We start from the raw sequence: 13231 nt of genomic DNA, 5'->3' as shown, positions 1-13231 counted from the left end.
CGCGGAAGAGAGAGGAGGCCCCTGATGAATTCCAAGGTCATCGCCCGCATTAAGAAGCGCGATGGGTCTGTCGTGGACTTCACCCAGGACAAGATCACCAACGCGATCTTTATGGCGATGAAGACCCAAGGGATTGACGACTTCAGCCAGGCCAAGACCGTTTCCGATATCGTCACCTTCGTCATCGAGGAGAAGTTCGGCGGATATACCACACCCTCCGTCGAACAGATTCAGGATCTGGTCGAGATGGTGCTGATGAAGCGCGGCTACCACGAGGTGGCCAAATCCTATATCCTATACCGCGAGCGGCACAAGAGCATCCGCGAGGCCCGCCAGACCGGGCTCAACCTGGAGCGCCTGATCAAGGACTACATCAGCGACCAGGACTGGAAGATCCGGGAGAACTCCAACGAAGGCACCATGAGCTTCTCCGGGCTCAACGCCCGGGTCGCGGGCGAGGTCCTTTCCACCTACGCCCTCAACCAGATCTACACCGAGCCGATCAAGCAAGCCCATCTGGAAGGCGATTTCCACATCCACGACCTGTCCTATCCCATCGTCGGCTATTGCGCCGGCTGGTCGCTCGAGAATCTCCTGCGACGCGGCTTCGGCCACGTCCCCAATCAGATCCACTCCTCCCCGGCCAAGCACCTCGAAACCGCCACCTTGCACATGGTCAACTACATCGGCACCATGCAGGGTGAGTTTGCCGGGGCCCAGGCCTTCTCCAGCGTCGACACTCTGCTGGCGCCCTTCGTCCGCGCCGACAAGCTGGACTTCGACCGCGTCCGGCAGGACATCCAGAAGCTCATTTACGGGCTAAACGTCCCCTCCCGCTGGGGCTGGCAGACGCCCTTCTCCAACCTGACCTTCGACTGGGTCGTGCCGCGCGACCTGGCCGATAAGAAGGTCGTCGTCGGGGGCAAGGAGTTGGACGCCGTCTACGGCGAGTTCCAGCCCGAAATGGACATGATCAACCGGGCCTTCCTGGAGATGATGGTTGAGGGCGATCACCAAGGCCGCGTCTTCACCTTCCCCATCCCGACCTACAACCTGACCCCCGACTTCGACTGGGACAGCCCCAATGCCCGGCTGCTGTTCGAAGCCACGGCCAAGTACGGCATTCCCTACTTCCAGAACTATATCGGCACCAACCTGAATCCCGGCGACATCCGGGCCATGTGCTGCCGGCTGAACCTGGATCAGCGCGAGCTGATGCGCCGGCCGGGCAGCATCTGGGGCCCCGGCGACTCGACCGGCTCGATCGGCGTCGTGACCATCAATCTGAACCGGATCGGCTACACGGCCAAGTCGCCGGACGAGTACAAGGAGCGCCTGCGCCATCTGATGGGCCTGGCCAAGGATTCGCTCGAGGCCAAGCGCGAGATCGTCAACCATATGCTCGAGCGGGGCATCATGCCCTACACCAAGGTTTACCTGGGTCACTTCAACAACCATTTCTCGACCATCGGCATCTGCGGCATGCACGAGGCGTCCCTAAACCTCCTGGGCAAGGGCATCGCGACACACGAAGGCCAGGCCTTCGCCGTCGACATCCTCAACTTCATGCGCGGCGTGCTCAAGGAGTTCCAGGAGGAAACGGGAAACCTCTATAACCTGGAGGCTACCCCGGCCGAGTCCACCTCCTACCGGCTGGCCCGGCTGGACAAGCAGAAATACCCGCAGATTGTGACCTCGGGCTCGGATCGATACCCCTACCTGACCAATTCGACCCAGCTGAACGTCGACGCCACCCGGGACGTCTTCGAGGCTTTGCAGCACCAGGAGGCGGTCCAGTCGCTCTACACCGGCGGCACCATTTTCCACACCTTCCTGCCCGAAGCCATCGACGGCGAGACCTGCCGCAAGCTGGTCCGCAAGATCGCCGAGACGCGCATCCCGTACTTCAGCATCACTCCGACCTTCAGCGTTTGCGAGAGCCATGGCTACCTGAAAGGCCAGCATCCGCGCTGCCCGGATTGCGGGGCGGAGACGGAGGTCTACTCGCGCATCGTCGGCTATCTGCGCCCGGTCCGGACTTGGAACGACGGCAAGCAGCAGGAATTCAAGGACCGCACCCCTTACACCCAGATCGCCTGATGGACTATCTTCTCTTCACTTATCCCAACTGCCATAAGTGCGATGCCCTGAAGGCCTTCTTCGCCGAGCGCGGCCTGGCCAAGCAGGAGTATGACGTCACTCTGAAGGAAGGCCGGACGAAGATCCGCGACTTCCTGCGGAGCGTCGTGCGGGACGATAAGGGCTCGATCATCCTGCCGACTCTGATGTGTATGGAGGGCGGCCGGGTCGAGGCCGTGCTCAACACCCGCGAGGACTTCGAAGCGTGGTTGCGATCAAGGGCCTAGAGAAATTCGCCCCCAAGGACTTTCCCGGCTTCATCGCCTCGACTGTCTTCCTGGCCGGCTGCAATTTCCGTTGTCCGTACTGCCATAATCCAGATCTGATCCTGCAGCCGGATCGCCTGGCCGACATCCCGATGGACCTGTTCCTGGCCTACCTGGACGCCCGCAAAGGCTGGCTCGAGGGCGTCTGCGTCACCGGCGGCGAGCCTCTGCTGACGGATGATCTGGAGGGCTTCCTCAGCATCCTCAAGGCCAAGGGCCTGCTGGTCAAGCTGGACACCAACGGCTCCCGGCCGGACCGGCTGCGGGCCGTCCTGGAGGCCGGTCTGGCCGACCGGGTGGCCTTGGACGTCAAGGCCCCCCCCGAGCGCTACCGCGAGGTGACCGGCGCCAAGTCCGCCGACCCGGAGGCCGTGGCCCAAAGCGCTGAAGTCCTACGGGCCTCGGGCCTGCCGTATCTGCTTCGGACAACCGTCGTCCCGGGGCTGATCGACGCCTCCGACATCGAGGCCATCGGACGCTGGATGCTGGGCGCCGCCGTCTTCCAGATCCAGCAGTTCTCGCCTGTGAACGCCATGGACGAGGATTACCGCAAGATCCGGCCCTACGGACGGGACGAGGTGCGGCGGATGGCCGCCGTGGCCGAGCCCTACTTCGGCGAAGTCAGGATCGAGGGAATCTAGTGTTTCTCGTATCCGTCATCCCGAGGAACGAATAAGGTAAAATGTCATCCCTAGGAATGAGTGTGCAAGAACGTCATCCCGAGCGGGTACTTTACCGCGAGGGATCTATCTGAATGTCCTTTAAAGAGGCGAATATGCAGCTCAGAGTGAAACGAATAGTCCCCCAGGCTAAGCTCCCGTCCTTCGGGCATCCGGGCGATGCGGGGATGGATCTTTACGCGGCCGTCGATCACACCCTGGCCCCCGGCGAAGTCTTCGCCGTTTCGACCGGGATCAAAATGGCCATCCCGCGCGGCTTCGTCGGCCTGGTTTGGGACAAGAGCGGCATTTCGCTTAAGGGAGTCCACCGGCTGGCCGGTGTCGTCGACGCCGGCTACCGGGGCGAGGTCCAGGTCGTCCTGATCAACCTGGGTGCAACCGCGTTCGAGATCAAAGTCGGGATGAAGATCGCCCAGATGCTCATCCAGCCCGTCCATGAGGCTACGATCGTTGAGGCCGACGATCTCGACGATACCAGCCGCGGCGAGGGCGGCTTCGGCAGTACGGGGTTATATTAGGCGGTCGTCGGATCAAGACGGGGGCGAGGCCTTCGGAAAGCTAGGTGAGGCGATGAAGAAAAGATCGTTTTGGCTCGGCGGTCTGGTTCTACTGACCGCCTGGCTGGCTGCGTATTATGGCCTGGTCCGGCCCGCGTTTTTAACCTGGGGTGCGACCGCGGAGGAAGCCGCGCGTGTTTTTCCCGCGGATGTCACGCCGGCCGCGATCGAGTACCAGTGCACCCGAGCCCTGACGATTGGGGCTCCGCCGGAAAAGGTCTGGGAGCGGTTCGTCCAGCTCGGCATCGGGCGCTCCGGCTACTACAGTTATACCTGGATGGAGAACATGTTCCTGGCCGGCATCAGGAACGATTTCCGGATCGTCCCGGAGTGGCAGAATCGTCCCGACCGCGAATTTGTTCGGTCGCTTCAATTCGGTGCGCTTAAAGCCGGCGCCAACGGCTGGGCCTTCGACATCCTGGAGCCGGGCCGGGTGTTCTTTCTGAACCCCGGCTGGGGTCCCTTCGTCATGGAGGCGGAGGGAATCGGGGGAACGCGTGTGCTGATCAGGAGCATGGCGGCCGGGCCGGTCAAGATCTGGGCCAAGATTCCCATGACGATCATTCTCGACCCGGTGTATTTCTTTATGGAAAAGAGGATGATGAATACGATCGGGAACCTGGCCGAAGGCCGGCCGCCGTTCGCCAAGGCGGGAACAGCCGCCGCCCACGCCGGGTTCGTCTTGATCGGTTTGCTGGCTGCGGGCGTTATTCTGACCCGGCCGCGGAAAAAGATCTGGATTCTCGTCCCCCTGGCCTGGGCGGGAGCCGTCCTGGCGACGACCAAGGATCTCCAAGCGGCGCTGGTTGCGTTCGTCGCCGGCGGCCTGATCACGGCCGGATTCCGACTGTTGGGCCGCCGGGGCTGGCTGCTTGTTCTGGGGGCTTGGATCTACGCCTACTTGATCCTGATCTACGCCCGCGACGCGTATGTCTTCTTCGGCCTGGCCTTCTTCCCGCTGGCGATCGCCGCAGGACTCGGCGCCGGGCTCCTCAAGCGGAAAGGCCCCGTTAAGGCTTGATCGATCCAGCCGCCGCCTTCGGTTGGCGGCCCCGGATCGATCTGATATGATTTCCCCCTTCGCAGCCCCATGCACGAAACGAAACCTCCCTCCCCGTCGCCTGATCCGTTCGACGGCGCCATCTACGACGTGGCCGTCATCGGCGGCGGGGTGGTCGGCTGCGCCGTCCTGCGGGAGCTCTCACGCTTCGACCTGCGGATCTGCCTTTTGGAGAAAGAGTCCGACCTGGCCGAGGGGATCAGCAAGGCCAACAGCGGGGTCATCCACGCCGGATTCAATGTCCCGCCGGGTTCGCTCAAGGCCCGTTTAAATGTCGAGGGCCTAGGGCTGATCTACGGTCTGGCGGCCCGGCTTGGCGTGCCCCATCGCCTGACCGGCAAGCTCGTGGTCGCCCTATCCGAGGGCGATTTTCCGCGGCTCGGGGAGCTTCTGGCCCAGGGCGAGAGGAGCGGCGTCCCGGGGCTGGAGATCGTCGACCGGGCCGGCATCGAGCGGCTGGCGCCGGGCGTGCGAGGCCTGCGAGCCCTGCTGTCGGCCCGTACCGGGATCATCTCGCCCTACGAACTGACGATCGCGCTGGCCGAGAGCGCCGTCGCCAACGGGGCCGCGGTGGCCCTGGATGCGCCGGTGACGTCGGTCGGCTGCCGGACGGACGGATTCCGGCTGACGACGCCGCGCGACGTCGTGACCGCGCGCCGGGTGGTCAACGCGGCCGGGCTGTTCGCCGACGAAGTCGCCGCCCTGGCCGGGATCGAAGGCTACTGCGTCTTTCCCTTCCGGGGAGAGTACCTCATCGCCGACAGGGAGGCGGGAGCGGCGCTGTCGATGCCCGTCTATCCGGTCCCGCCGCGGGACGATTCCTACCTGGGCGTTCACATCACGCCGACGCTGGAAGGCAACGTCCTGCTCGGCCCAAGCTCGGAGGCCGTCGGCGACAAGCGCGACACCGCCTCCACCCGGGCCGTCATGGACAAGCTCAAGGCCGAGGCGTTCGATCTTGTTCCGAGCCTGCGGCGCTTCCCGTTCATTCACAGCTATGCCGGCCTGCGGCCCAAGCTGATCGCCCCGGGCGGCGCGTCGCTGATGGCGGATTTCGTCATTGAGGAGAGCGGGCGGCGGCCCGGGTGGATCAACCTTCTAGGCATCGAGTCGCCCGGGCTGACGGCAGCCCCGGCCATCGCCCGTCGGGTCGTCGAGATGATCGGGGCGCACAGGGACCTCGCCGAAAAGTCCGACTTCAAGCCGGACCGGCCCGCCCCTCCCGATTTCTCGCGCCTGGACGACGCCGAGCGGGCGGCGCACGCAGCGGCCGATCCGAAATGGGGCGAGATGGTCTGCCGCTGCGAGCACGTGACCCGGGCCGAGGTCGAGGCTGCGCTTCGCAACCCCTTCGGCGTCCGGACTATGGACGGCCTCAAGCGGCGGACACGCTGCGGCATGGGCCGCTGCCAGGGCGGATTCTGCGGGCCCCGGATTGTCGAAATATTGCAGAAGGAAGGGGTGCCCCTGGACAGGATCAGCAAGCGCGGTGGGGAATCGCGGATGTTTTTTGGGAGGATCAAGCCGTGAACGCCGGGATGCTTCCCGCCGTTGAAAAGAGGGACGTCGTCGTTATCGGCGGCGGACCGGCCGGCATGACGGCGGCGCTGGGCGCCAAGCGGGCCGGGGCGGCGGACGTCCTGCTCGTCGAGCGGGACCGGAACCTGGGCGGCATCCTCAATCAATGCGTCCACGACGGCTTCGGACTTTTTCTGTATAAGAAGTCGATCTCCGGTCCCGAATTCGCCGAGCGCCTGGCCGAGGATGTCGAGCGCGAGGGCATCGCCGTTCAAACCGGGGCGATGGTCCTCGACCTCGGTCCCGACCGGCTCCTGCGCCTCAATGCGCCGGACGGCTACCGGCTGATCCGGGCCGGGGCGGTGGTCCTGGCCATGGGCTGCCGCGAGCGGACGCGGGATATGATCGAGATCCCCGGTATGCGGCCGGCCGGTGTTCTGACGGCGGGAAGCGCCCAGGCCCTGGTCAACCTCCAGAACATCCGGATCGGACGTGAGGCGGTCATTCTCGGCTCGGGCGACATCGGGCTGATCATGGCCCGCCGGCTGACCTTTGAGGGCATCAAAGTCAAGGGCGTGTTCGAGATCATGCCCTGGCCCGGCGGGCTGGAGCGCAACATCCGCCAATGCCTCAAGGACTTCGGCATCCCCCTGGAGCTGTCGCGGACGGTGGTCGAGATCCGGGGCCGGGAGCGGCTCTCGGCCGTCGTTACAGCCAGGGTCGACGAGAGGCTCATGCCCGTGGCTGGGACGGAAGAGATCGTCCCCTGCGACACGCTGCTCCTTTCGGTCGGGCTGATCCCGGAGAACGAGCTGGCCAAGCGGGCCGGGATCGCGCTGTCGCCGCTTACGGGCGGGGCGGTCGTTGACGAGACGTTCATGACCGGGGTGGAGGGCATCTTCTCCTGCGGCAATGTGCTCCATATCCACGACATCGCTGATTGGGCGGCGGCCGAGGGGCTGGCGGCCGGGCGGCGCGCGGCCGAATACGTCCTGGGCCTGCGTTCCTTGGCGGAGACCGTACGGGTTTCGGCCGCCGGGTATCTCCGCTATGCCCTCCCCCAAGCCGTCCACCGCGGCGCGCGGGATGTGACGGTCCATTTCCGCGTCGCCCGCCCGGTCCGCGGCCTAAAAGTGGAAGCCCGCGGAGTCGAGACCGGCCGGCGCTGCGGCGGGCGGCGGCTCGCCCGCGCGATTCCTTCGGAAATGCAGACGATCCTCCTCAAGGGCCCCATCGAGGAGGACATCGAGGTCGGCGGACATGATTGACAAGATGACCTGCATCCAGTGCCCGGCCGGCTGCGAGCTGGAGGTCGGGGAGGCGGACGGCCGGCTCGAGATCCGCGGCAACGAATGTGAGAAGGGTGTCGAATTTGCCCAAAATGAGATCCGCGATCCACGCCGGAATCTGGCCACGTCCGTCCCCGTGAAGGGAAACGCGACCCGGATGGTCTCGGTCCGGTTGAGCGGACCCGTCCCGCGCGACCGGATCTTTCCGATCCTGGACGCCATCTCCGGCCTCCGGCCCGAGCCTCCTGTGCGGCGCGGCCAAGTTCTGATCTCCGATGTCCTCGGCTCGGGCGTCGACGTCATCGCCACCCGCACGATTAATGAATAGGAAGAATAGGGGGACACCATACGTAACCCCCTAATTATTGGTTCATCTCCAATCCCCGGGAAACACGGTCCGAAGTGTCGCCCCGGCAACGCTTTGATAGTCCTCGCCAGGACAGTTGCTTCAACGGTTCTCGCGAGGACGGCGCGGGTTCACCACTCCTTTTTACGCTAATCCGCTCGGCGCCTCAGCGCTTCGCAGTCCTCGTCGGGACGTCGCTTCGACGGTCCCCGCGAGGGCGAAACTCCGCATTCAAGATCTCCCGGATATTGCGACCACCCACTCCGTTTCTATTTCGTTAGATTGTCGCGTGCTCAAACAGCCCTCGGCGCCCGTTGGGTCCCCTCGCGGTTTCGCCGTTGGCCGACACTCCGAACCGCTTATGTCTCCCGGAGATTGGAGATGATCCTAATTATTTCTGGCGACTTAGCGTTGCATCAAAGCCGATTGCCCCGATGGAATACTTGAGCATAAATAATTAAATAGGGGATTACGTATACTGTCCCCCTATTTATTGGGCGCCGAAGAATTCGGCGCCGCGGGGGAGATAGAAAAGCAGGATTCCGATCGTTAGAACACCCGTCAGCAGGAACGGGAAATGGATGCCCAGCGCGTCCGAGAGAAATCCCGAGACGAGCGAGACGAGGGCGCCCGAGATGAGCTGGATGTTCGAGACCCAGCTGAAGGCCTGGGTCTGCCCGGCGGCGGGCACAGTCGAGCCGACGAACGTGTGAAGTGACGGGTAGGTCATCAGCAGGAAGCCGCCGAAGCCGATGAGGCCGAGCACGGCCGGCGTCCGATGGGGCGAGAGCCCGATCAGGAACAGGCAGGCCGCGGCCCCGCCCAGGCTGACCAGAAAGACGTTTTTGCGCCCGAAGCGGCGGCTCCAGACACCGTAGCCGTAGCCGGTGATCGTCCCCAGGCCGATCCAGAGGGCCAGGATGAGTCCCGTCCGCCCCATGGGGATGCCGAACTTGTGGTTGAGCAGGGACGGCGCGTAATAGACCGTCACCGACCAGCCCATCCCGCCGAAGAAGAATCCGGGGATGAACCGGCGGATGGATCGGAGCGAGCGGGCCCAGGACCGGGCGCCGAGAGACGGCTTTTCTTCGTTGCGCGAAGAGACGCCCCGCAGGGTCAGCGTCCCGAGGGCGACCAGGCCGAGCCCCAGGGCCGCCCAGACGAACAGCGAGACCTGCCAGCCGAAGCGCTGGGCCAGGAATCCCACTGAAAGGTAGGCCAGCATGACGCCGACGTTGCCCGAGCCGCTCTGGATGCCCATGGCATCGTCCAGCTCCCGGCCCGCCCCTTCCCTCGACTTGGAGACCCAGGCGATGACGACCGGATGGTAGAAGCTGGTGGCGGCCCGCAAAAGCAGGAAAGCGGCCGTGAGCCCGAGGAAAGTGCGGGCGAACGGAACCAGCGCCGTGGCCGCGCAGATGCCCAGGCCGCTGATCAGGAGCAGCCGCCGGTATTCATGGCGGAACGAAAGTCGGACGGCCAGGAACTGGAGGATGAGGGTGACGAGCAGGCCGAGGTTGGAAAGGAATCCGATTTGGGAATAGCGGGTGATCAGGAAGCCCTGGCTGTAGAGGATCGGGAAGATCGTCGGCGTGATGACGGTGGCGGCATCGGTCAGAGCGTGGAAGACCGAGGCGGAGAGCAGAATCTTCTTTTTCATGGCCGGGAAGGACCGACTCTATCACGCCCGCGGGAGCTTTTCCAGGAGTCCGGCGGACCCCATGTAGAAGAGCGCCGTGGACGCAGGCGCCGTCTCGATCTCGAATCCGGCCGCATTTTGAGCGACGACGCGGCGGGCGAAGAGGTCGTAGACGATCTCGACCGGACCGCGCAAGCGGATCGTCCGGCGCCCGCCCGTGATCGTGTGGAGGCCGAGTAGCTGCGGCGTCGCGTAGAGGACGTCGCCGTCCTCGCCGTAGATATGGGCCCCGGCGAAGCGGGCGATGCCGCGCAGGACGGGGGCGGGGAGATTCGGCGCCGCCGAGTAGACGGACGTCCAGCCCGCCTGCGGTTTCACGGCGAAGCCCGGCTTGCAGTCGCCCTGCGAATAGACGACCTGGCCGAGGACGCGCGCCTCGGGGTCGTCGACATGGAATAGCGGCGCCAGCTTGGCGTTGGTGCCCCAGACCAGGTCCTGGGGGAGGCCGGCCGTGATGGGATGGGCCCCGTCGGTGATATGGACGAGCGGGCCCCAGGGCTGTTCGCCGAGGCCGAAACGGATCCCGGTCAGCTCCCGCATGTGGTCCGTCGAACAATCGTCCCGGATGTATCCGGGGGCGTAGATCCAGAGCGCCGTCGAGCCGCTCCCCGCGAGCCTGGCCGCCAGAGCCCGGCGCCGCCCGGCGTCGAGCCGGAAGGGGTTGAGGAACACCAGCAGCTTGTAGGGCTTCGTCCGTCCCCCGATGAAGTCGTTCAGGAGATAGGTGTCGAACGGCGTGCCCATCTTGGGCAGGCCCCAGAGCCGCTGTTGAAAGATGAGCGGGATGTCGAGGTTGTAGCGGCAGGTCTCATAGAAGAAGCTCTCGTCGTCGAGGAGGACGGCAACGTCGGCCGAGGGCGCGAGGTCGAGCTCCAAGGCGAACTCTCCCAGGCCCCGAAAGCCGCGCAGCATCTCCAGAAAAGCGGGCTCCTTGATCGGATCGATCTTCCAGGCCGCCCACCAGGCCCCCTGCCCGTGGGTTAGGTCCTGGGCCAGGTTGCGGCGGAGGATGGCCGTGCTCTCGGCCAGGGTCGCGGCCCGGCCGTAGTGGGGATCCTCGGCGTCGACGTGCGTCCGGGTGTCGTCCTCGATCAGGACGAGCTTGTCGTGGAGACGGGCCGACTCGGCCGGCAGCATGCTCGGGCCGTCGCCGCCGATGCCCCGGTAGCCGTAGCTGTAGGGGCTGACCAGGAAGTCGACCGCCGGGTCTTCGAGCACGCGGTGCAGGCCGAGGTGGCCGCTGCGCTGGTAAGTCGAGTAATCGCTGTCCGGCCGTTCGCGGAAGAAGCCGCCGTTCCAGGCGAGGTCCATGACGTAGCCATAGAAGGCGCCGGCCAGCTTGGTCCCGCCCGACGCCGTTTTCGCCGCCCGGCAGAAGTCGATGACGGCGTCCGCGCACAGCTCGGCCAGGCATTGGAAATAGTCGATCACGGCCCGCTCGGTCCGGGGATCGCGGAAGATATAGCCTCCGGCCGCTAGCTGGGCTTCAGCTCCGGGAACTTCGGCCGTCTCGAACGAAGCCCGCGGATCGTTCCAAGCCAGGCGGAAGGCGGCGGCGTCCTCCGCATAGGTCCGGCGCAGCCAAGCCCGGAAATGCCGCCGCATCGGTTCGCTGTAGTCGCCGCAGGGCGCGTGCATCGAGCTTTCGCCCTTGACCCACTCGCCCGTATGTCCCGCGCCGACCTGGTAGGCGAGGACGCGCTCGGCCAGCCCCGCCTTCTTCAAAGCCGCCGCATAGGCGGTCAGGAAATCCCGGACCTGTTGCCGCCAGACCGTCGAGGCGAAAGACTGGCCGTTGCGGCGGCCGTCGGATAGGATCTCGCATTCGCCCGGGTTGGCCCGCTCCCACCAATCGTCGTGGCCCGTCTCCAGGTAGATCCGCAGGTGGAAGAGGGCCTCGGGATCGGCGTCCAGGACCCGGCCGAAGCGGGCCGCGAGGGTCGAGAAGTCATAGGGGTTTTGGGGCGAGGTTCCCGGGCCGATCCATTCGACGCCTTTACCGACGTCGAAGGCGTAGACATGGATGCCCGTTTCCCTGTTCATGCGGGCCTGGCGGGCGAAGTCCCAGCCGTCGGGCCGCGGACCCGAAACCCAGCTGATGGCCGGGAAGACGGGCTTGCCGTTGAGATGAAGGACGGGACGTCCGTGGAAGGCCTTGACCTCGGCCCGCAACGGCGGAGCGGCCGCCCTGGCGGGACCGGCGCCCGCGACCCGGGCGGACAGCGTCCACCCCGCCGCGGCCAAGGGGAGCGTCTTCAGGGCTTCGCGTCTCTTCATGGCAACCCCCTAGGAAGGAGCTCGAGAAAGCTTAGGCGGTCAGTCGTCGAAATAGCCGGTCAGATCATCCCGGTTGAGGCCCTTCTCCAGCGCCACCCGGGCCACGGCCCGGGCCACTTTCGGGTGCAGGGTGCGCTCGAGCGGGCTGGGGACGATCTCGCCGGGGCGAGCCGTGTCGGCGATGGCTCGGGCCGCCGCGAGCAGCATGTCCTGCGTGATCTGCCGGACGTTGGCGTCCACGGCGCCGCGAAAGATGCCGGGAAAACCGAGGACGTTGTTGACCGACTTGCCGTCGGCGGCGAAGGCGGCACCCGCCTGGCGGGCCGCGTCGGGCTCGATCTCGGGCGCGGGGTTGGAAAGGGCCAGGATGATCTGACCAGGCCGGACCATGTCCGGCTTGATCAACCCGGCGGCTCCGGTCACGGCCACAATGACGTCCGAGGAGGCCATGATCTCGGCCAGCCCGGCCGGCCGGCCGCCGGCCTTGGCCAGGCGGTCGAGGGCGTCCGCCGCAAGATCGGCGCCGGCCACCGGGCGGCCGGTCAGAAACATCAGCATCTTGGAGATGGCCATTCCGGCGGCGCCCAGGCCGATGACCCCGATGCGGCTGTCGGCCAAAGGCCTCCGGGCGGCGACCTTCTCGGCGTTGAGGAGGGCGGCGGTGACCACACAGGCCGTCCCGTGCTGGTCGTCGTGCATGACCGGGATATCCACCCGCTCCTGGATGCGACGCTCGATCTCGAAGCAGCGCGGGGCGGAGATGTCTTCGAGCTGGATGGCGCTGAAGGTGGGGGCGATGGCGACCACCGCCTCGACGATCTGGTCGACGTCTTTGGTCGAGAGAAGGATGGGCACGCCCGACAGGCCGCACAGCGTCTCCATCAGGCTGGCCTTGCCTTCCATGACCGGCATGGCCGCCTGCGGCCCGATGTCGCCCAGGCCGAGCACGGCGGTCCCGTCGGTGACGATGGCCACAAAGTGGCGGATGCAGGTGTAGCGGCGGGCCAGGGAGGGGTCCTCTTTGATCTTGAGACAAACTTCGGCCACACCGGGCGTGTAGACCTTGCGCAAGACCTCCAGGCTGTCGATCTTGTAGCGGCTCCGGATGGCGATCTTGCCGCCCTGGTGCATCTCCAGTACGTCGTCGCGGACTTCGAGAAGCTCGACGTCGGCGACGCCGCCGGCCAGGGCGATGAGCCGGTCCATGTGGGCCGGCGAGTCGGCGAAGACGACGATATCGCGCTCGACCTGGCCGATGCCCTGGCGCAGGACGCGGATCTCGCCGACATCGCCGCCGGCCTCGCCCAGGCGGGAGAGGAAGCGGCCCAAGGTCCCGGGCACCTGCCGCAGTCGGCAGCGGAAGGTGCGCATGATTTTTTCTTCCCACCACATGGCGATGC

Annotated in this window: 11 protein-coding genes; 8 read left to right on the top strand and 3 right to left on the bottom strand. The window is 65.7% G+C overall.

Annotation, left to right across the window (positions count from 1 at the left end; translation table 11 throughout):
* Nucleotides 1–24 precede the first annotated feature (24 nt).
* The 8 genes from NTZ26_00485 to NTZ26_00450 all read left to right on the top strand — a co-directional run bounded on the left by NTZ26_00485 (nucleotide 25) and on the right by NTZ26_00450 (nucleotide 7837).
* On the top strand, nucleotides 25–2100 hold the full coding sequence (locus NTZ26_00485; protein MCX6558964.1) for a ribonucleoside triphosphate reductase: 2076 nt from the start codon (nucleotides 25–27) through the stop codon (nucleotides 2098–2100).
* A complete protein-coding gene (locus NTZ26_00480) occupies nucleotides 2100–2366 on the top strand; it encodes a hypothetical protein (GenBank protein MCX6558963.1) in 267 nt (88 codons plus the stop codon). Before NTZ26_00485 ends, NTZ26_00480 begins: the two co-directional genes overlap by 1 nt.
* The gene (locus NTZ26_00475; GenBank protein MCX6558962.1) at nucleotides 2345–3046 is read left to right on the top strand and encodes an anaerobic ribonucleoside-triphosphate reductase activating protein; all 702 of its coding nucleotides are present in this window, start codon (nucleotides 2345–2347) and stop codon (nucleotides 3044–3046) included. Before NTZ26_00480 ends, NTZ26_00475 begins: the two co-directional genes overlap by 22 nt.
* Nucleotides 3047–3180: 134 nt before the next feature.
* Nucleotides 3181–3603 carry a dUTP diphosphatase gene (gene dut / locus NTZ26_00470; protein ID MCX6558961.1) on the top strand — a complete coding sequence of 141 codons (423 nt, stop codon included), beginning with the start codon at nucleotides 3181–3183 and terminating at the stop codon, nucleotides 3601–3603.
* A 52-nt stretch (nucleotides 3604–3655) separates the two neighbouring features.
* Nucleotides 3656–4663, top strand: coding sequence for a hypothetical protein (locus NTZ26_00465; protein MCX6558960.1), 1008 nt, complete (start codon nucleotides 3656–3658; stop codon nucleotides 4661–4663).
* 69 nt (nucleotides 4664–4732) lie between these two features.
* Nucleotides 4733–6232: an NAD(P)/FAD-dependent oxidoreductase gene (locus tag NTZ26_00460; GenBank protein MCX6558959.1), complete on the top strand. Its 1500-nt coding sequence runs from the start codon at nucleotides 4733–4735 to the stop codon at nucleotides 6230–6232.
* On the top strand, nucleotides 6229–7488 hold the full coding sequence (locus tag NTZ26_00455; GenBank protein ID MCX6558958.1) for an NAD(P)/FAD-dependent oxidoreductase: 1260 nt from the start codon (nucleotides 6229–6231) through the stop codon (nucleotides 7486–7488). The genes NTZ26_00460 and NTZ26_00455 overlap by 4 nt, the downstream gene beginning before the upstream one ends.
* Nucleotides 7481–7837 (top strand): DUF1667 domain-containing protein, encoded by a 357-nt coding sequence (locus NTZ26_00450; protein ID MCX6558957.1) that lies wholly within the window; start codon nucleotides 7481–7483, stop codon nucleotides 7835–7837. Before NTZ26_00455 ends, NTZ26_00450 begins: the two co-directional genes overlap by 8 nt.
* A 508-nt stretch (nucleotides 7838–8345) precedes the next feature.
* Here NTZ26_00450 and NTZ26_00445 read toward each other — a convergent pair.
* From NTZ26_00445 to NTZ26_00435, 3 genes are read right to left on the bottom strand one after another with little or no spacing between them, the layout of a single operon-like run.
* A complete protein-coding gene (locus NTZ26_00445) occupies nucleotides 8346–9515 on the bottom strand; it encodes an MFS transporter (GenBank protein MCX6558956.1) in 1170 nt (389 codons plus the stop codon).
* A 21-nt stretch (nucleotides 9516–9536) separates the two neighbouring features.
* The gene (locus NTZ26_00440; protein ID MCX6558955.1) at nucleotides 9537–11831 is read right to left on the bottom strand and encodes a hypothetical protein; all 2295 of its coding nucleotides are present in this window, start codon (nucleotides 11829–11831) and stop codon (nucleotides 9537–9539) included.
* 39 nt (nucleotides 11832–11870) lie between these two features.
* On the bottom strand, nucleotides 11871–13202 hold the full coding sequence (locus NTZ26_00435; protein MCX6558954.1) for an NAD-dependent malic enzyme: 1332 nt from the start codon (nucleotides 13200–13202) through the stop codon (nucleotides 11871–11873).
* Between the last annotated feature and the right edge of the window lie 29 nt (nucleotides 13203–13231).

This window comes from Candidatus Aminicenantes bacterium, from assembly GCA_026393855.1.
Lineage (GTDB): Bacteria > Acidobacteriota > Aminicenantia > Aminicenantales > UBA4085 > UBA4085.
Note: the sequence above shows the minus strand (reverse complement) of the source record. Positions and strands in the feature narration are given on the sequence as shown.